Source organism: Streptomyces netropsis (genome assembly GCF_014203545.1).
Taxonomy (GTDB): Bacteria; Actinomycetota; Actinomycetes; order Streptomycetales; family Streptomycetaceae; genus Streptomyces; species Streptomyces netropsis.
This window is the reverse complement of record NZ_JACHJG010000004.1, coordinates 461,494-481,123: the sequence shown is the minus strand read 5'-3', so window position 1 is coordinate 481,123 and position 19,630 is coordinate 461,494. Positions and strand designations below refer to the sequence as shown.

Sequence of the window (19,630 nt, the reverse complement as noted above, 5' to 3'; positions counted from 1 at the left end):
GACGGCGGGGGTTACCCGGTCGTAGCGTCGGGGCGACTGGGATGATCACACCGCGGGCGGAGATCGCGTCCGTCCCGAGCCGGAGGCCGAGCATGTCCGTACGCACGCTGCCGTCGTTCGATCCGCGCGACCCGCTGGGCCTCGACGATCTGCTGACCGACGAGGACCTGGCCGTACGCGACACCGTCCGCCGGTGGGCCACCGACCGGGTGCTGCCCCACATCGCCGACTGGTACGAGCGCGGCGAACTGCCCGACATCCGTGAACTCGCCCGCGAGCTGGGTTCCCTCGGCGCCCTCGGCATGCAGCTCACCGGCTACGGCTGCGCGGGTGCCAGCGCCGTCCAGTACGGCCTCGCCTGCCTGGAGCTGGAGGCCGCCGACTCCGGCATCCGCTCGCTCGTCTCCGTCCAGGGCTCCCTCGCGATGTACGCCATCCACCGCTTCGGCTCCGAGGAGCAGAAGCGGCAGTGGCTGCCCGGCATGGCCGCCGGCGAGATCATCGGCTGCTTCGGGCTCACCGAACCCGACCACGGCTCGGACCCCGCGGGCATGCGCACCCACGCCAAGCGCGACGGCGACGACTGGGTGCTGACGGGCCGCAAAATGTGGATCACCAACGGCTCGGTGGCCGGGGTCGCGGTCGTCTGGGCACAGACCGACGACGGCATCCGCGGTTTCGTCGTCCCCACCGACCGTCCCGGCTTCTCCGCACCCGAGATCCGGCACAAGTGGTCGCTGCGCGCCTCCGTCACCAGCGAGCTCGTCCTCGACGAGGTACGGCTGCCCGCCGACGCGGTGCTCCCGGAGGTCACCGGGCTGCGCGGGCCGCTCAGCTGCCTCAGCCACGCCCGCTACGGCATCGTCTGGGGCTCGATGGGCGCCGCACGCGCGAGCTTCGAGTCGGCGCTCGACTACGCGAGGACCCGTGAGCAGTTCGGCAAGCCGATCGGCGGCTTCCAGCTCACCCAGGCCAAGCTCGCCGACATGGCCGTGGAGCTGCACAAGGGCATCCTGCTCGCCCACCATCTGGGGCGGCGGATGGACGCGGGGAAACTGCGGCCGGAGCAGGTCAGCTTCGGCAAGCTCAACAACGTGCGGGAGGCGATCGAGATCTGTCGTACGGCCCGTACGATCCTCGGCGCGAACGGGATCTCGCTGGAATACCCCGTGATGCGGCACGCCACGAACCTGGAATCGGTGCTCACCTACGAAGGCACCGTCGAGATGCACCAGCTCGTGCTGGGCAAGGCGCTCACCGGCCTCGACGCGTTCCGGTGAGCACCCACCCCCCTGTCGCTTCCGACCCCCGGACCCCCGGCTGGTAACCCCCCGACCGTGCTGGTTCTGGTTGCTGCGTCTTCCGGGGGGCGACCCCCGGACCCCCAGCCGGTAACCCCCGACCGCGCTAGTTCTGGTTGAAGAAGCCGCCGTTCGCGCGGCCCGTGTGCTCGCCGCTGACCACCTTGTAGTCGGCGGGGGTGAGCAGGAAGACGCGGTTGGCCACGCGCTCGATCGTGCCGCGCAGGCCGAAGGTCAGGCCGGCCGCGAAGTCCACGACGCGCTTGGCGTCGTTGGGCTCCATGCTGGTGAGGTTCACGATCACCGGGACACCCTCCCGGAACAGTTCGCCGATGCCACGGGCGTCCCGGAAGCCGTCCGGGGTGACCGTGGCGATGCGGGTGCCCTGCTCCTGCGCGGCCTCGTCGGTCACCAGCACCTTCGGGTTGGTCACCCAGGAGTCGCCGGGCACCGGTCCCTCGGCGTCGGCGTAGTCGTCGTCGTAGTAGCGCTCGTCATCGCTGTCGTCGACGAGGCCAAGCCAGGCACTCGCCTTGCGCACCGATCCCATGGACGCCTCCTCTCACACGCGGTGTGTTCCGCCCGCTCCTCTATGGTCGTCCATGATGCGGATGATGTGCCAAGTGGATAGCCGCCACACGTGGATTTCGTGACGCATCTGGTGCAAAGCGGTTGGCGATGCGTCAGAAACCCCGAGATGTCCGCCACAGGCGCTGGACCTGGGCATATGCGACGACGATCGGGGTGTGGGCCCCGGCTCGGCGCGTTCCTCCGGTCATTAGGATGCCCGGGTTGATCGGCACCACACACGGGGGCGGGATTTGTTCGGGATTATCAGGCCTTGCAGGCACCGGCTGTCCGAAGGGATGCGGGCCGAGTGGATGGCTCATCTCTGCGGACTGTGTCTCACCCTGAGGGGGGATCACGGTCAGTTCGCGCGAATAGCCACGAATTATGACGGGCTGATCATATCCGTCCTCGTCGAGGCGCAGTCGCCCCGTTCCGAAGGGGCGAACTCCTGGCGGCGTACGGCCGGGCCGTGTCCGCTGCGCGGCATGCGCACCGCGTCCGTGGCGAAGGGTGAGGGCGCGCGGCTGGCGGCCTCCGTCTCGCTCGTGCTGGCCTCGGCGAAGATGCGCGACCATGTCGCCGACGGTGACGGAATGTTGGCGCGGCGGCCGGTGGCGGCCGCGGCCCGCAAGGTCGCCGCCAAGTGGGACCGGGCGGGCGCGCGCACCGGTTCGGACCTGGGGTTCGACACCTCCGTGCTGGTCGAGGCCGTCGAGCGGCAGTCGGGGATCGAGGCACTGGCCGGAATCGGCACACCGCTGCTGGAGGTCACCGAGCCGACCGAGACGGCCACCGCCGCCGCCTTCGGGTACACGGCGGTGCTGGCCGGACGGCCGGAGAACCGGGCGCCGTTGGAGGAGGCGGGCCGGCTCTTCGGACGGCTCGCGCATCTGCTGGACGCCGTCGAGGACTTGGCCGAGGACGCCGAGGCCGGTGCGTGGAACCCGATCGCCGCGACGGGGACCGACCTCGCCGAGGCGCGGCGGCTGTGCGACGACGCCGCGCACGGGGTGCGGCTGGCGCTGCGCGAGGTCGAGTTCGGCAGCAAGGGGCAGGGCAGGCTCGCGCACCTGCTGCTGGTGCACGAGCTGGAACGCGCGGTCGACCGGGCGTTCGGCACGTCCGGCTGCGGACACCAGGAGCATCAAGGGGCCGAGGGGCACCAAGCGCACGAGGGGCACCAAGGCGCCTTCGGGCCGCCGCCGGTGATGCCGCCCGGCGCGCCGCCGGAGCCGCCGAGGCGGGGGAGGCGGCGCGGGCTGCTGGCCGGTTGTGCGGTCTGGTCCGCGCTCTTCTGCACGTGCCAGGTGTGCTGCAGCGGGGAGTACCACGACCCCTGGGACGGCGAGAAGCGCGAGGGTTGGTGCCACAAGTGCGACTGCGGTGACTGCGGCGACTGTGGCAATTGCTGTGACTGCTGTGACTGTTGCGGTAAGTGCTGTGAGGGATGCGACTGCGACTGCGGCTGTGACTGCTGACGCCACGTAGGTACGTGTGCCGGGCCGGAGGTGCCAGGACTCCGGCCCGGCGGGCGCGGCAGGGTGGAGCGGATCGTGCGAGGGGGAGGGGATGCGGCCGACGGCCGCGGACGTGAAGACGTGCTGAAACGGCGTGATGCGGGCGGGAGTGCCTCGGCTGCCCCGTCAACGCCGGTGGCCGCGCCATGACATGGCGGGCCGGCGTCGGGCGCCGGCGGGCGGAGTCAGCCCGAACAGGACGCCGACCACACCCGACCGAAGTCGATGTGGCCCCGCGTGACCAGCCGATGTCCTGAGTCCATGGGGTAAGTGGAACAGCCATCCGTTTCCGCGTCAATCCCGTACCGGTCGTCCGGTGAGATGCGGTGCTCAGAGTTCGGACAGGCTTGACAGCGAGCCGTGGCCCCGGAATAGCCTCAAGCCTTGGCCCGTGCTGAGGGGCGCGGCCAACTGTGAAGGCGCCACCGTCCCGTGTTCGATCTCTGCATCCACGGAGCCTGCGCATGCCCGCGTGCCCCCCGTACCCGGCCTCCCTCCCCGTCGACTCCCCGGTCGCCCCCGGCCTCGCCCCCTCCCTCGTCCTCGTCGGCGCGGGCCCGCGCGGCACCGGCCTCGTCGAGCGGCTCGCCGCCAACGCGCCCCGGCTCTTCGCGGGCGGGCGCCTCGACCTGCACCTCGTGGACCCGTACCCGCCCGGCGGCGGCCGGATCTGGCGGTCCGACCAGTCACCGCTGCTGTGGATGAACTCCCTCGCCGAGGACGTCACGATGTACACCGACGCGTCCGTGGAACGCGAGGGCCCGGTCGTGCCCGGCCCCTCGCTCGCCGAGTGGGCGGCCGGGATCCGCGACGGGGCCGAACACGCCCCGCTCGACGCCGAAACGGCGGCCGAGGCACGGGGGCTGACCGGACAGAGCTTCGCCAGTAGGCGGTTGCAGAGCGCCTATCTCGGCTGGGTGTACGAACGATCGGTGGCCGCCCTGCCGCCCGGGATCACCGTCCACGAGCACCGGCGACGAGCCGTACGCGTCTCCGGGCCGCGCGGCGGGCGGCAACGGGTGTGGCTGGAAGGGCAGGCCGAGCCGCTCGTCGCCGACCTGGTCGTGCTCGCCCTCGGCCATCTGACCGCCGAACCCGACGCCGAAGAGAGCACCCTCGCCGCCTTCGCCGCCACCCGTGGACTGACGTACCTGCCACCCGAGTTCACCGCCGACAGCGATCTGCGCGGTCTGCGCCCCGGCGAGCCGGTCATCGTCCGCGGCTTCGGCCTCGCCTTCTTCGACCTGATGGTCCTGCTGACCGAAGGGCGCGGCGGGCGCTACACGACGGATGCCGAAGGCACCGTGACGTACCACCCCTCCGGGCGCGAACCCGTCCTGCACGTCGGATCGCGCCGCGGCGTCCCGTACCGCTCGAAGATCGGCTACACCTGGCGGGGCGAGCGGCCCCCGCTGCCCCGCTTCCTCGGCCCCGCCGAGGTCGAGGAACTGCGCCCCCGGCCCGGGCCGCTCGACTTCCACCGCGACCTGTGGCCCCTGATCGACAAGGAGCTGGGCTTCGCCCACTACCACCGGCTGTTCACCGCCCACCCGGAGCGGACGGGCGTCGACTGGCCGGAGTTCGAGAAGAGGTACGCCGACCTCGACGCGGGCAGCGCCGAACTCCGGGCACTCGTCGCCTCCTGCGTCCCCGACCCCGCCGACCGGCTCGACCTGACCGCGCTCGACCACCCCCTGGACGGGGTGCGCTTCCCGGGCGCCGACTCCCTGCAGGACGGGCTGCGGGCCCACATCGAAGCCGACCTCGCCCGCCGCCACGACCCGCGCCACAGCCCCGACCTCGCCGTCTTCCTCGGTCTGCTCTCCGTCTACGGGCAGCTCGTCCGCCTCGGCGACACCGGCCCCCGGTGGCACGGCTTCTTCAGCTACCTGGCCTCCGGACCGCCCGGCCCCCGGCTGCGACAACTGCTCGCGCTCTCCCGCGCGGGCGTGGTGCGCTTCCTCGGCGCGGACACACGCGTCGAAACCGACGCCGTGCGCGGCCTCTTCCGGGCACGCGGGGCGAGCGCGCCCGGGCCGGGCGTCGAGGCCGCCGCGCTCGTCGAAGCCCGGCTGCCCGCGCCCACCGTCGCCCGCTCCCGCGATCCGCTGCTGCGCGGCCTGTACGGCGAGAGCGCCGTCACGCCCGCCGGGCTGCTCGCCGTCGACCCCGGCGACGCCCGCATCCTGGGCCGCGACGGCCGGCCGCACCCGCGCCGCTTCGCCCTCGGGCCGCACACCGACGCCCGCGCCTCCGGCGCCTTCGCCCGGCCCCGGAGCAACGCGCCCGCCTTCCGGCAGAACGACGCCCTCGCCCGCGCCGCCCTCACCTTCCTGCGCGGGCTCTCCTGTCGCGGCGTGCCAAGCGCCGGTGCCTGAACCTCCGCGACCCTCACCCACACCTACCCAGGGAACCCCCATGCCCGTACCCACCCGGCCCCTGCACCTGGCCGTCGCCATCGACCGGCCCGGCGTCTTCGACGCCGAGCCGTACGTCCGCGCGGCCCGTCTCGCCGAGCGCGGCCGACTCGACTTCGTCACCCTCGGCGACGGCTTCACCCCGCCCCGGCGGGGGCAGGGCCGCCCCGACGCCCTCGCCACGCTGTCCCGGGTCGCGCCCGCCACCCGGCGGATCGGGCTGGTGCCCACCGTCACCACCACCTACACCGAGCCCTTCCACGTCTCCTCCGCCGTCGCCACCCTGGACTGGGTGAGCCGGGGCCGGGCGGGCTGGTCCGTCGGGGTCTCCGCGACCCCGGCCGAGGCACGGCACTTCGGCCCCCGGCCCGCCCTGCCCGCCGCGGAGCTGTGGCGGGAGGCGGAGGCGGTCACCGATGTCGTCGCCCGGCTCTGGGACAGCTGGGAGGACGGCGCGGAGATCCGCGACGTGGCGACCGGACGGTTCATCGACCGCGACAAGCTGCACCACGTCGACTTCGAAAGCCCCCGCTTCAGCGTCCGCGGCCCCGCCATCGTGCCCCGGCCCCCGCAGGGCCGGCCGGTCGTCGCCGTCGACGCCACCGAACCGCTGCCCCGCGCGGCCGCCGCCCGCCACGCCGACGTCGCGTTCATCCGGACCCGGAACGCCTGCGGTCTGAGGGCGGTCCGCGCCGCCGCCGACGACTTACGCCGCCGTGTCCGCGCCGAGGGCCGCGTCCCCGCCCGGACCGTGATCCTCGCCTCCCTGTCCGTCGCGCTCCACACCAGCGCCGACGCCGTCGCCCTCGCGGACCTGGTCGGCACCTGGTACGCGGACGGCGTGGTGGACGGCTTCCACTTCCGGCCGACGGACGTCGACCGCGACCTCGCGCTGCTCGTCGACGGCACAGTGCCCGTACTCCAGCACCGCGGTCTGCCGCGCTCCTTCTACCCGGGCGCGACCCTCCGCGAGCACCTGTGTCTGCCCCGCCCCGCCAACCGCTACGCGCTCGCCAGGGAGACCGCATGACCACCCGCACCGGGCACCGGCAGCTCCACCTCGCCGCGCACTTCCCCGGCGTCAACAACACCACCGTCTGGGCCGTCCCGCCCGCCGGCCCGACCACCACCCCTGCCGGAGACGCTGCGCGCCGCCTCCCTCATTTCGGCAGCCAGATCGACTTCGCCTCCTTCGAGCACCTCGCGCGCACCGCCGAACGCGGGCTGTTCGACTTCTTCTTCCTCGCCGAGGGGCTGCGGCTGCGCGAGCACAAGGGGCAGGTGCACGACCTCGACGTGGTCGGCCGGCCCGAATCGATCACCGTGCTGAACGCCCTCGCGGCCGTCACCGAACGGCTCGGCCTGGCCGCGACGGTCAACACCACCTTCAACGAGCCCTATGAACTCGCCCGCCGGCTCGCCTCCCTCGACCACCTCAGCGGCGGTCGCGCCGCCTGGAACGTGGTCACCACCTCCGACGCCTTCACCGGGGAGAACTTCCGGCGCGGCGGCTATCTCGACCGGGCCGACTGCTACACCCGCGCCGCGGAGTTCGTCGCCACCGCCCGCGAGCTGTGGGACTCCTGGGCACCCGACGGAACGCCACGCCCCTTCGCCCACCACGGGCGGCACTTCGACATCGCCGGGCAGTTCGACGTGGCGCGCTCCCCGCAGGGGCACCCCGTCGTCATCCAGGCGGGCGACTCCGACGAGGGCCGCGACTTCGCCGCCGCCACCGCCGACGTCGTCTTCACCCGGCACGGCACCCTGGAGGCGGGCCGCGCCTTCTACGCCGACGTCAAACGCCGCCTCGCCGCGCACGGCCGACGGCCCGAGGACCTGAAGATCATGCCGGGCGTGACCTTCGTCCTCGGCGACACCGCCGCCGAGGCCCAGGAGAAGGCCGCGGAGATCCGCGCGGCGCAGGTCTCGCCGCAGACCGCGCTGCTCGCCCTGGAACAGGTCTGGGGCCGGGACCTGTCCGGCTACGACCCGGACGGTCCGCTGCCCGAGATCGACCCCGACCCCGGCGGCGAGGTGGCCCAGGGTCGGGTCAGGATCGCCGACCCCCTCGCCGTCGCCGCCAAGTGGCGCGCCCTGTCCCGGGCCAAGGGACTCTCGATACGGCAGACCGTGATCGAGACGACCGGACGGCAGTCCTTCGTCGGCACCCCGTCGGAGGTCGCCGACGGGCTGACGCGGTTCGTCGAGGCGGACGCCGCCGACGGCTTCATCCTCGTTCCGCACCTCACCCCGGGCGGGCTCGACGACTTCGTCGACCAGGTGGTGCCCCTGCTCCAGGAGCGTGGCGCGTTCCGTACGGAGTACACGGGCTCGACTCTCCGCGAGCATCTCGGCCTGCCGCTGCCCGCGGTGAAAATAGCGTGAAAGGTTGGCGACCATGAGCTCTGACGCACAACAGCAGTGGAAGGCGTGGCGCGAGCAGCGCACCGAGGCGGTCTCGGCACCGTACGGGCCACTCGCGCTCACCGGCACATACTGGCTCGCCGATATCGCCCATAACTTGGAGGGGCGAATTCCGGCCGCCCCGGGGCAGTGGACCGACGAGGGTGACGACGTGCTGCTCACCGCCACGGCGGCCGACGGCCTGACCGTCGACGGGCGGCCGTTCACGGGCACGGTCCGGCTCACCGTCGACGGCGGTCCCGAGACAGCCCGCGTCGCACACGGCGACCGGCGGCTGCCGGTGCTGCGCCGCGAGGGGCTGTGGGCGGTCCGGGTCTTCGACCCGGACGCGGCGAACCGCCGGGAGTTCGCCGGCATCGACGTCTTCGACCACGACGAACGCTGGGTGCTGCCCGGGCTGTTCCGCCCGTACGAGCAGCACCGCACGGTCGCGGTGGAGAACGCCGACGGGCGGGAGCGGGGGCTCGGCCTCGCCGGTGAGCTGGCGTTCACCGTCGGCGGCGAGACGCACACGCTGCGGGTCGCGACCGAGGCCGACGGCTCGCTGTGGACGGTGTTCGCCGACGGCACGAGCGGCGGGTCCAGCTACCGCTTCCGCTTCCTGCGGCCGCCGGCGCCCGACGCCGACGGCAAGGTGACCGTCGACTTCAACCGTGCGCTGCTGCCGCCCTGCGCCTTCGCCGACCACTTCGTCTGCCCCTTCCCGCCGCCCGGCAACACCCTGCCGATCGACGTCCCGGCGGGGGAGCGGAACCCCATCGCCCGATGACCCGTCGAAGCGGTGCGACCCGGTGGGTCGAACCGCGCCCCGCCCCGGCGGCACAAGCCGTCGGGGCTCTCGGTCGTGCCCGGACGGGCGTCCGAAAGGTGCTCTTGCGCCGCAAGGTCCACGGCCCGAATACTCCCGAACAGCGCTTGTCAGGGGCACGGCGAAAGCGGAACCCGGTGTGCCTCTTGGCTGCGCCTCACGGGCCCGCGCACCCCGGCGGACCCCCGACCCCACTCGGGAGGAACAACGTGAGGATCAAGCGCACCACCCCCCGCAGCGGTACCGCGAGACGCGCTCGGCTGATCGCCGTGGCGTCCTCGCTCGCGGCCGCGTCCGCACTCGTCGCCACCAACGCCCACGCCGAGGCCGGTTCGGCCGCGGCACCCGCGACCGCCGCCCAGTTGTCCGCGGCGTCCTCGGCCGTGCGGACCGCGGACGTCCCCGGCACCGCCTGGATGGTCGACAAGAAGACCGGCACGCTCCTGGTCTCCGCGGACTCCACCGTCTCCGCGGCGGAGATAGCGAAGATCAAACGGGAGGCGGGCGCCAACGCCGACGCGATACGCGTCGAGCGGGTCTCCGGCACCTTCTCGAAGTTCCTGCGCGGCGGCGACGCCATCTACGCCCCGAGCTGGCGCTGCTCGCTCGGCTTCAACGTCCGCAGCGGCAGCACGTACTACCTTCTGACCGCCGGCCACTGCACCGAGGGCAACCCGGCTTACTACAGCAACTCCGGTCACACGACCAGCATCGGCCCCACCACCGGATCGAGCTTCCCCGGCAACGACTACGGGATCGTGAAGTACACCAACACCTCGATCGCGCACCCGAGCGAGGTCAACCTCTACAACGGCAGCTCCCAGAAGATCACCTCCGCCGCCAACCCGACCGTGGGGCAGAGCGTCCAGCGCAGCGGCTCCACGACCGGTCTCAAGAGCGGCAAGGTCACCGGCCTCAACGCCACGGTCAACTACGGCAACGGCGATGTGGTCTCCGGCCTCATCCGCACCACCGTCTGCGCCGAACCCGGTGACAGCGGCGGCGCCCTGTTCGCCGGCTCGACCGCCCTCGGCCTCACCTCCGGCGGCAGCGGCAACTGCCGCTCCGGCGGGACGACCTTCTTCCAACCGGTCGTCGAGGCACTGAACGCCTACGGGGTGAGCATCCCCTGACACCGGTCCTCGCCTGAGCATCGCGCACGACACCTGAACCCGTCCGACCCCCTTCCGGCCGCGAGCACGCACCTTCTTCCCCCTCGCCTGCGGCCGGCGGGTGCCAGAGCCCCCGATCCGTGCCCGGGTCGGGGGCTCGACCCCTGCCCGCCGGGGGCATACCGTGGAAGACGACACCCGAAGCGGATGGCTGGGGGTCGTGATGGTCGAAGAGCTGGTGGTGGCGGCGGTGGCCGCGGGCTCGGTCTGCGCGCTGTACGTGGCGTCGGCGGCCCGGGTGGTCAAGCAGTACGAGCGCGGCGTGGTGCTGCGGCTCGGGCGGCTGCGGGACGAGATCCGTCCACCGGGGTTCACCATGATCGTGCCGGGCGTCGACCGGCTCCGCAAGGTGAACATGCAGATCGTCACCATGCCCGTCCCCGCGCAGGAGGGCATCACCCGGGACAATGTGACCGTGCGGGTCGACGCGGTCGTCTATTTCAAGGTCGTGGACCCGGCCGAGGCCGTCATCCAGGTCGAGGACTACCGCTTCGCGGTCTCGCAGATGGCCCAGACCTCACTGCGTTCGATCATCGGCAAGAGCGACCTCGACGATCTGCTCTCCAACCGGGAGAAGCTCAACCAGGGGCTCGAGCTGATGCTCGACAGCCCCGCCATCGGCTGGGGCGTGCACATCGACCGCGTCGAGATCAAGGACGTGTCGCTGCCGGAGACGATGAAGCGCTCGATGTCCCGGCAGGCGGAGGCCGAGCGCGAGCGCCGGGCCCGTGTGATCAACGCGGACGCCGAGCTGCTGGCGTCGAAGAAGCTCGCCGAGGCGGCCGCGACCATGTCCGAGCAGCCCTCCGCCCTCCAGCTGCGGCTCCTGCAGACCATCGTGGCGGTCGCGGCCGAGAAGAACTCCACGCTGGTGCTGCCCTTCCCCGTGGAGCTGCTGCGCTTCCTGGAGCGGTCGGCCCAGCAGGGCCCGCCCGCGCCCGCCGCGCCACCGGCTCCACAGCCGGCCCCGCCCCCTCCCGAGCCCGTCCCGCCCGCTCCCGAATCGGTGCCGCTGGACCCGTCGCCGACTCCGGACGCCGCGCTGCCGCCCGGGTTCCCGCAGTCCGTCCGGGCTGATGGCGAGACGCCGGGCACAGGTGGACCGCCGGAGCCAGGCTCCGGAGGGATACCGCCCGGGCCGGTGTGAGCCAGCTTGCTCTGCCGAGGAGTCGCTCCCTCGCGCCCCCTTCCGTAACGCCTGCCTCTCGTAGCGACTGACACCCGCGCCCGCGAGCGTGATGCGCGCGCCCCTGGGCGCGCGCATAGCCATGCGCGCAACCGGAATTCATACTTGTGCACTCCCTCCGCCGGTCGGGATACTCGACGGGCAACTTGGCATGGACGCGCCTTTCGTACAGGGGAGGCGGGCCTGTGTCGCCTGTCCTCCGGGTCCAGGCCACCCCTACCGCCGGGCCCAACCCCCACTGGAGGTGCCGAGTTGAAGCCCAGCCTCATGCGTGCGCGCACCGCCCTGGCCGCCGCGGCGGTGGCCGCGCTCGCGGCAGTGACCCTCGGTCCGCAGAACGCCGGCGCCTCGATCGCCCCGGAACCGCGCGCGTTGTCCGCGGCCTCGGCCGGGCAACTCGCGAGAACGCTTCCCGCTCGGCTGAAGGACGTGGGGGCCGGTTCGTACTACGACGCCGCAGCCAGGAAGCTCGTCGTCAACATCACCGACCGGAAGGCCGCGGGAGAGGTCCGCGAGGCCGGTGCCGAGCCCAGGGTCGTCCGCTTCTCGCAGGTCCGACTCACCTCCGCGAAGTCGGTGCTGGCCTCCCGGGCCGCGATCCCCGGTACCGCCTGGGTGGCGGACCCGAGAGTCAACCGCGTCGTCGTCACCGCCGACCCCACGGTCACGGGCGCGAAGCTGAAGCGACTCAACGAGGTCGTCGGTTCCCTCGGCGAGACGGTGGTGGTGCACAGGTCGTCCGCCAGGCTCATGCGCTTCGTCCAGGGCGGTGACGCGATCTACGGTCCCACCGCGCGCTGCTCGCTCGGGTTCAACGTCCTCAGGGCCGGCAGGCCCGCCTTCCTGACCGCAGGTCACTGCGGCAACGCCGTCACCGACTGGTCCGCGAGCCGGGGCGGGCCGGTGATCGCCCGCACCGCCGGGTCCAGCTTCCCGGGCAACGACCACGCCCTCGCGGAATACACCGACCCGACTGTCGCGCCCCCTCGCTCCGTCAACCTCCACAACGGCCGGTCGCAGACCATCCACGGCTTCCGTGACGCGGTCCTCCGGGAGGCCGTCTCGCGCAGCGGGTCCACGACCGGGCTGCGCGGCGGCAAGGTCACCGGCCTCGACGCCACGGTGAACTACCAGGAGGGCACGGTCACCGGGCTGATCCAGACCGACGTCTGTGCCGAGCCGGGTGACAGCGGCGGCGCCCTCTTCGCCGGTGACCGGGCGCTCGGGCTCACCTCGGGCGGCACCGGCAACTGCACCTCGGGCGGGACGACTTACTATCAGCCGGTGGGGGAGGCCCTGGCGGCGTACGGCGCGACCCTTCCGTAGCGGACGCGGACCGCTCTCCACGGACAGCGGCCCCCGGACACACCTCCACGGTGTCCGGGGGCCGCCCCATGTGCGGGTCGTGCATTTCGTGCGGGTCATGCCGGGCTGTCTGTCGTTCCGGGGCGGTGGCCTCAGAACTCGAAGACGACGCCCTTGCCGTCCGACGCCATGCACGGGTTGGCGAACTTGTGCTCGTACGAGACGCGGTGGCCGTCCCAGACACCTTCCGCGGTGATGACGATCGGGCGGTACTCCTTGGTGCAGACCCGGTCGGACTTCGTGGTGACGAGGGCCTTGAAGTCCCCGTCGACGGCACGCAGCTGGTCGCAGGCGGCGCGTGCGGCCGGGTGGGTACCCGAGGCCTTCGGCGTGCAGGTGAGTGTCACCGCGCGCTGTACGCCCGAGTCCGCCGCGCTCTCGCCCTCACCGACGGTCAGCACCAGTGCAGAGGGCGCGAACAGGCTCTGCGTCTGCGCCGAGGGTGCGGCGGTCGCCGCCGTTCCGACGCTCAACAGGCCGCCCAGCGCCACGGCGGCGCCCAGCGCGATCCCCCCAGTGATGTACCGCATTACGAACACTCCTTTGTTGGTTGCTTCAGATAACGGACGGAGTCTTGCGTAAGGCGAGCATGAACGCACGCTCATCGAACACTTTCAGTCGCTGGTTGAAAACCCTGTGTAGTGGCGCGATTTCGTGTGAGGCAGGTCTCGTATGTGTCCTCGGGGAAACGACGGGTGTTGACGGGTGCCCGGATTGGGTGGGAATAGTGTGAATTAATGTTTCAGGAGTGTTGACCAGCAAGGATTCCTTGTAATCATTGCTGAAATAACAAAGAAGCCTTCAAAAGAATGATTTGCGGCGCGGTTGACCATTGGATCTAATGATCCGCAGCCCGCCTCGAGAGACCCTCGCAGTCCGGCTGAAAAGAGGCTCGCCCGATGACAGCGCGGCGGCCGGAGCGATTCAGGAGCGCCGCAGCAATGGCCGAAGAGCACTCAGGCAGACCCTCGGGCCCCGTCTCACGCGGCCCTTTCGTCACTGCCGTTCGCGCCTTCCGACGCGACCGGACCGGCATGGCCGCGCTCGCCGTCGTCCTGCTGTGTGCCGTCCTCGCGCTCGCCGCCCCGCTGATCGCCGCGCTCTACGGCAAGGACGCCACCGAGCACTACGGGCAGAACACCCCCGGCCTGCTCAGCCCCGAGGGCCTGCCCGTCCTGCCCGGCGGCGGCATCTCGGCCGACCACTGGTTCGGCATCGAACCCGGCCTCGGCCGCGACGTGCTCGCCCAACTCCTCTACGGCATGCGGACGTCACTACTGGTCGCCCTGGCCTCCGTCGCCGTCATCGCCGTCGTCGGCATCGTCCTCGGCGTCACCGTCGGCTACCTCAGCGGCATCGCCGACCGGGCCTTCACCTTCGTATGCAATGTGCTGCTCGCTTTCCCGACACTGCTGCTGCTCCTCGCGCTCGGCCCCGTCGTCGAGACGCGCTTCGTCGACCCCGGCGAGAACGAACCCGTCTGGATGCAGTTCACCGTGCTCATCCTGGTGTTCGCCGCCTTCGGCTGGGTGCCGCTGGCGATGGTCCTGCGCACGGCCGTACGGTCGCTGCGCGAGCGGGAGTTCATCGAAGCGGCACGGGCCCTCGGGGCGAGCCGTCGGCACATCGTCTTCCGTGAACTGCTGCCCAACGTCTGGGCGCCGGTGCTCGTCCACATCACGCTCGCCGTGCCCGGCATCGTCACCGCCGAGGCCGCGCTGTCCTTCCTCGGCGTCGGCATCGACGAGCCCGTCCCCGACTGGGGCCGGATGATCTCCCGGGGCTCCGAGGTCTTCTACGACGACCCGACCTACATGGTCTTCCCCGGCGTGGCCATCCTCGTCTTCGTCCTCGCCTTCAACCTCCTCGGCGACGCGGTCCGGGACGCGCTCGATCCCCGGACCGCGCGCTGAGGCTTCCGCCGGAAGCGTTGCCGACTGCGGGTCGGCTTCGGCTTGTCGCGCGGTTCCCCGCGCCCCTCACGGGGCGCGCCGCTTCCCCTTCCCCTTCCCCTTCCCGATCAACGGAGTTCACCATGGCCCGCATCCGTCCGCGCATCACAGTCGTCCCGGCGCTCGCCACCGCCGCCGCCCTGCTGATGTGCTCCTGCTCGGCGGGCGCGGGCAAGGGCGCGGAGGGGGCCAAGGGCGGCGGCGCCACGGCTGCCAAGAGCGGTCAGCGGCTGACCGTCGCGCTCGGCACCGCCGCGGACAGCCGGGGCCCGGCGCCCGCGGTGTCCGGCGCACGGTCCGGCGGCACCGTCAAGGTCGCCAACCTCAACGACTACTCCCACCTCGACCCGCAGAAGGTCTACGCGGGCGAGGGCTACAGCACCTCGCTGCTGTGGGGCCGCCAGCTGACCCAGTACCAGGTCGTGGACGGCAGGCCCAAGCTGGTCGGCGACCTGGCCACCGACACGGGGAAGTCCTCCGACGGCGGCCGCACCTGGACCTACCGGCTCAAGGACGGCGTCGCCTGGGAGGACGGGAAGCCGATCACCTCCGCGCACATCAAGTACGGCATCGAGCGCACCTTCGCGCCCGGCTTCGAACTCGGCCCCACCTACTGGCCGGAGTGGCTCACCGACTCCGAGGACCGCAGCGCCGCGGTCAAGAAGTACGGCGGTCCGAAGGACGGTGACCTCAAGGCGATCGAGACCCCCGACGACAAGACCATCGTCTTCCGCTTCCCGAAGCCGCAGTCCGACGTGCCGTACATGGCGGCCCAGTCCTCCTCCTCGCCCGTGCGCGAGGACAAGGACACCGGCACCGGCTACGACGTACGGCCGTTCGCCACCGGACCGTACAAGATCGTCGAACACAAGCAGAACCAGAGCCTGACCCTGGAGCGCAATCCGCACTGGAAGGCGGAGACCGACCCGATCCGCCACCAGTACCCCGAACGCTTCGAGTTCACCTTCGGCAAGAAGACCCTCAACACCGCGCAGGAGGTCTTCAACGCCCGCGGCTCCGGCCCCGACACCGTCACCACCAAGGACGAGGTGCCGCCGGAGCTGTACGCCGAGGCCGCGCGCGACCCGAAGAAGAAGGAACTGATCGTCGCGGGCAGCCGGGGCGCCTACACCAACGACCTCTACATCAAGAACAGCCGGGTCACCGACCCCGAGGTCCGCAAGGCCATCCACTACCTCTTCCCGCGCGAGCAGGCCCGCCAGGTCCTCGGCGGCCCGCGCCTGGGCGACTTCGCCACCACCCTCTCCTCACCCGCCGTCGTCGGCTGGAAGAAGTACGACCTCTACCCCGTCAAGCCCACCGGCGACATCGAGAAGGCCAAGGAGCACCTCGCCCGGGCCAAGACCAAGGTCACCACCTTGACCTACGCCTACGAGAGCGACGCCCCCGAGAAGGACCGCCTCGCCCAGGTCCTCGTCGACGCCTTCGCCAAGGCGGGCGTCAAGCTGGTCGTCAAGCCGCTGGAGAAGGCGACCTTCCACAACGAGGTCTTCCGCGGCCCCGCCCCCTACGACATGTGGCTGTCCACCAACTCCGTCGACTGGCCCACCCCGGCCACCCTGCTGCCCGACAGCTTCCACAGCAAGCTCGACGCCCTCGCCAACTCCATCCGCTACGCCAACCCCGAGGTCGACAAGGAGCTGGAGCGCATCGCGGGGATCGGTGACGCCCAGCAGAAGGCCGACGCCCTCATCGCCCTGGAGCGCACCGTGATGAAGGACGTCCCGGTCGTGCCCTTCCTCTACACCAGCGTCTCCCAGTTCCGCGGCGCGAACATCGGCGGCGCCGCCATCCACCCCATCTACGGGTCCATCGCCGCCGCCTCGCTGTACCTCAAGAAGTCCTGAGAAGAGTCCTGAGAAGCATGACCGGCTACGTCTTCCGGCGGGCCCTGCAGGCCGCGGCGGTGCTCCTCGCGATCACCGCCGCCGCCTTCGGGCTCTTCTACGCCGCACCCTCCGACCCGGCGCTCATCGCCTGCGGCCCCAAGTGCGACACCGCACAGGTCGAGGCCGTCCGCCACAGCATGGGACTCGACCAGCCCCTCGTCACCCAGTACACCGACTATCTGCGCGGCCTCGTCGCCGGGCGCACCATCGCCGACGTCGACGGCAGCTCCATCGACTGCGCCGCCCCCTGCCTCGGCTACTCCTACACCCTTCACCAGCCCGTACTCGACGCCATCGGCGACCGGTTCCCCGTGACGCTGTCACTCGCCGCCGGCGCGCTCGTGGTGATCGGGGTGCTCGGCGTCGGCGTGGGCTTCCTCGCCGCCCTCCGCCGCGGCACCCTCACCGACCGGCTGCTGTCGGGCTTCACCCTCGTCGGCGCGAGCGTGCAGATCTACTTCCTCGGCTACGCCCTGCAGTATCTGCTCGTCTACGCGAGCGACCTCTTCCCGCTCCCCGGCTACAGCCCTCTCGGCGACGGGCCGGGCGCGTGGGCGGCGGGCCTGCTGCTGCCGTGGCTCGTCCTCGGCTTCGTCAACGCCGCCGTCTTCGCCCGCCTCGCCCGCGCGCAGATGCTGGAGACGATGCACGAGGGGTACGTGCGCACCGCGCGCGGCAAGGGCCTCGGCGTCCTGCGGGCCCATCTGAAATACACGGCGCGCGGCGCCGCCGCCCCACTGGTGCAGCTGCTCGGCCTGGAGGCGGGTGCGCTGTTCGGCGGGGCGTTCATCACCGAGACCGTCTTCGGACTCGGCGGGGTCGGCAAGCTCGCCGTCGACGCCGTCGTCCAGAACGACCTGCCGACGGTGGTGGGCACGGTGCTGCTCGCCGCCTTCTTCGTGGTGGTGTTCGTGGCCGTCGCCGACCTGGTGGTGGCGTGGCTCGACCCGAGGGTGAGGCTGGCATGACACCGGTTCTTCGCGTACGCGACCTGACCGTCTCCTTCTCCGGCTCGGACGGTGCGGTGACCGCCGTCGACGGCCTCTCCTTCGACCTCGCCCGCGGTGAAGTCCTCGGCCTGGTGGGGGAGTCCGGCTCGGGCAAGTCGACGGTGGGGCTCGCGGCGATGGGGCTGCACGACGCCGCCCGGACGAGTGTCGGGGGCAGCGTCACCGTCGGGGGCGTCGAGGTCGTCGGCGCCCCCGACGCCCGCCTGCGCGGTCTGCGCGGTGCGCGGATCGCCATGGTCTTCCAGGACGCGCTGGCCTCGCTGTCGCCCTTCCACTCCGTGGGGGAGCAACTGGCCGAGGCGTACCGGATCCACTCCGGCGTCGGCCGGGCCGCGGCCCGCACCCGGGCGGCGGACATGCTGGACCGGGTCGGGATCCCGGCCGCCCGGGCCCGGGACTATCCGCACCAGTTCTCGGGCGGGATGCGGCAGCGCGTCATGATCGGCATGGCGCTGGTCAACGCGCCGGACGTACTGATCGCGGACGAGCCGACGACCGCGCTCGACGCGCGGGTGCAGCGGCAGGTGCTCTCCCTCCTCGCGGAGTTGCGCCAGGAGAGCGGCACGGCGGTGCTGCTCATCACGCACGACGTGGGCGTCGTCGCCGAGACGTGCGACCGGATGCTGGTCATGCGCGGCGGCCACCTGATCGAGGAGGGCCCGACCGGCCGACTCCTGACGACCGCCGAACACCCGTACACCCGCGCCCTGATCGGCGCCGCCCCCACCTTGACGTCGACACCGGGCACGCGCTTGCCAACTGTGCCTGCGGCACGGGCCGGGGCGTTTCTTTCCGCCGCGACGGCGAGTCGCCCGGCGGCGGTTTCCGGCGGTGCCGGACTGGGGGCTGGCCTTGCTGGGCACCGCCGGTCCGCGTCGCCGGGGCCGGGCGACGCCGCGGCGGGGGCTGCCCCGGAGGACGCGGCACGGGCCGGGGCGTTTCTTTCCGCCGCGACGGCGAGTCGCCCGGCGGCGGTTTCCGGCGGTCCCGGACTGGGGGCTGGTCTTGCTGGGCACCGCCGGTCAGCACCGCCCGGGCCGGGCGACGTCGCGGCGGACACGACTGCCGCGGCGGAAGAGCTGGGTGCGTCATCGGCCGGGGAGATCCTTTCCGCCGCGACGGCGCGTCGGTCCGCGTCGCCGGGCGCCGTCGCGGCGGACGGCATCGTGATGGGTTCCGGCGCGGCCGAGGGGCCACTCGCCGAAGTCGTCGATCTGCACGTCGAGTTCGGTGGGCGGCGGCGGGGGCCGTGGGGGCGGCGGGGGGAGCCCGTGCGGGCCGTGCGGGGGGTCGGTTTGCGGATCGAGCCGGGGGAGACCCTCGGGCTCGTCGGGGAGTCGGGGTCGGGGAAGTCCACCACCGCCCGCGTCTTCGCGGGGTTGCAGCGGCCCACCGCCGGAGGCGTCCGCTTCGACGGGCGGGACATCGCGCGCGCCGCCGTCGACGCCCGGCTCCGCCGCGAGCTGAGCCGCGATGTGCAGCTGGTCTTCCAGGACCCCTACGCCTCGCTCAACCCGCGCCGCACCGTCGAGGAGATCGTCACCACCGGGCTACGGATCCACACCGACCTGGACGCGGCCGCCCGCCGCGCCCGTGCCGCCGAACTCCTCGAACAGGTCGGGCTGGACCCCGCCCATCTGACCCGCTACCCGCACGAGTTCTCCGGCGGCCAGCGCCAGCGCATCGGCATCGCCCGCGCGCTCGCCCCCCGCCCCCGGCTGATCATCGCGGACGAGCCGGTCTCCGCCCTCGACGTGTCCGTGCAGGCCCAGGTGCTCAACCTGCTCATGGACCTCCGCGACGAGCTCGGGCTCTCCCTGCTCTTCGTGTCGCACGACCTCGCCGTCGTACGGCACTTCTGCGACCGCGTCGCCGTCATGCGGGCCGGGGTCGTCGTGGAGAGCGGCCCGCGCGACGAGGTCTTCGACGAACCGAAGGCCGTCTATACGCGGGAGCTGCTCGCCGCGACGATGTGACCTCCGGGGTGAAAACTCC

At 72.1% G+C, this 19,630-nt stretch carries 15 protein-coding genes; 13 read left to right on the top strand and 2 right to left on the bottom strand.

The features are described from left to right. The first annotated feature begins 92 nt into the window (after window positions 1-92). The gene (locus tag FHS38_RS13270; protein ID WP_184733718.1) at window positions 93-1,280 is read left to right on the top strand and encodes an acyl-CoA dehydrogenase family protein; all 1,188 of its coding nucleotides are present in this window, start codon (window positions 93-95) and stop codon (window positions 1,278-1,280) included. A 127-nt stretch (window positions 1,281-1,407) separates the two neighbouring features. Here the strand turns inward: FHS38_RS13270 and FHS38_RS13265 are convergent, their stop codons facing one another. Beyond that, on the bottom strand, window positions 1,408-1,851 hold the full coding sequence (locus tag FHS38_RS13265; RefSeq protein ID WP_184733717.1) for a cell division protein SepF: 444 nt from the start codon (window positions 1,849-1,851) through the stop codon (window positions 1,408-1,410). A 271-nt stretch (window positions 1,852-2,122) separates the two neighbouring features. On the opposite strand from FHS38_RS13265, the gene FHS38_RS13260 reads away from it, so the two are divergent. The 8 genes from FHS38_RS13260 to FHS38_RS13225 all read left to right on the top strand — a co-directional run bounded on the left by FHS38_RS13260 (window position 2,123) and on the right by FHS38_RS13225 (window position 12,724). Then, window positions 2,123-3,349 carry a DUF5685 family protein gene (locus FHS38_RS13260; protein ID WP_184733716.1) on the top strand — a complete coding sequence of 409 codons (1,227 nt, stop codon included), beginning with the start codon at window positions 2,123-2,125 and terminating at the stop codon, window positions 3,347-3,349. A 503-nt stretch (window positions 3,350-3,852) separates the two neighbouring features. Then, window positions 3,853-5,766 (top strand): FAD/NAD(P)-binding protein, encoded by a 1,914-nt coding sequence (locus FHS38_RS13255; protein ID WP_184733715.1) that lies wholly within the window; start codon window positions 3,853-3,855, stop codon window positions 5,764-5,766. 40 nt (window positions 5,767-5,806) lie between these two features. Next, window positions 5,807-6,835 (top strand): LLM class flavin-dependent oxidoreductase, encoded by a 1,029-nt coding sequence (locus tag FHS38_RS13250; protein ID WP_184733714.1) that lies wholly within the window; start codon window positions 5,807-5,809, stop codon window positions 6,833-6,835. Next, window positions 6,832-8,193, top strand: coding sequence for an NtaA/DmoA family FMN-dependent monooxygenase (locus FHS38_RS13245; protein ID WP_184733713.1), 1,362 nt, complete (start codon window positions 6,832-6,834; stop codon window positions 8,191-8,193). Before FHS38_RS13250 ends, FHS38_RS13245 begins: the two co-directional genes overlap by 4 nt. A gap of 13 nt (window positions 8,194-8,206) precedes the next feature. Then, window positions 8,207-9,001, top strand: a complete 795-nt coding sequence (locus FHS38_RS13240; protein ID WP_184733712.1) for a DUF1684 domain-containing protein — start codon at window positions 8,207-8,209, stop codon at window positions 8,999-9,001. A 248-nt stretch (window positions 9,002-9,249) separates the two neighbouring features. Further along, a complete protein-coding gene (locus FHS38_RS13235) occupies window positions 9,250-10,173 on the top strand; it encodes a S1 family peptidase (RefSeq protein ID WP_184733711.1) in 924 nt (307 codons plus the stop codon). Between the two features lie 202 nt (window positions 10,174-10,375). Next, window positions 10,376-11,359 (top strand): slipin family protein, encoded by a 984-nt coding sequence (locus tag FHS38_RS13230; protein WP_229822439.1) that lies wholly within the window; start codon window positions 10,376-10,378, stop codon window positions 11,357-11,359. A 306-nt stretch (window positions 11,360-11,665) separates the two neighbouring features. Then, window positions 11,666-12,724, top strand: coding sequence for a S1 family peptidase (locus tag FHS38_RS13225; RefSeq protein ID WP_184733788.1), 1,059 nt, complete (start codon window positions 11,666-11,668; stop codon window positions 12,722-12,724). A 131-nt stretch (window positions 12,725-12,855) separates the two neighbouring features. On the opposite strand, the gene FHS38_RS13220 is transcribed toward FHS38_RS13225, so the two are convergent. Then, a complete protein-coding gene (locus FHS38_RS13220) occupies window positions 12,856-13,293 on the bottom strand; it encodes a subtilase-type protease inhibitor (protein WP_184733710.1) in 438 nt (145 codons plus the stop codon). A gap of 369 nt (window positions 13,294-13,662) precedes the next feature. Here FHS38_RS13220 and FHS38_RS13215 point away from each other — a divergent pair, with 369 nt between their 5' ends. From FHS38_RS13215 to FHS38_RS35300, 4 genes are all read left to right on the top strand, one after another. Continuing rightward, the gene (locus FHS38_RS13215; RefSeq protein WP_373301806.1) at window positions 13,663-14,676 is read left to right on the top strand and encodes an ABC transporter permease; all 1,014 of its coding nucleotides are present in this window, start codon (window positions 13,663-13,665) and stop codon (window positions 14,674-14,676) included. Window positions 14,677-14,798: 122 nt separating this feature from the next. Beyond that, complete coding sequence (locus tag FHS38_RS13210; RefSeq protein ID WP_184733708.1) at window positions 14,799-16,583, top strand: ABC transporter substrate-binding protein; 1,785 nt, start codon at window positions 14,799-14,801, stop codon at window positions 16,581-16,583. 17 nt (window positions 16,584-16,600) lie between these two features. Beyond that, a complete protein-coding gene (locus FHS38_RS13205) occupies window positions 16,601-17,593 on the top strand; it encodes an ABC transporter permease (protein WP_184733707.1) in 993 nt (330 codons plus the stop codon). Next, window positions 17,590-19,611 (top strand): dipeptide ABC transporter ATP-binding protein, encoded by a 2,022-nt coding sequence (locus FHS38_RS35300; protein ID WP_229822418.1) that lies wholly within the window; start codon window positions 17,590-17,592, stop codon window positions 19,609-19,611. The genes FHS38_RS13205 and FHS38_RS35300 overlap by 4 nt, the downstream gene beginning before the upstream one ends. Window positions 19,612-19,630: the final 19 nt, after the last annotated feature.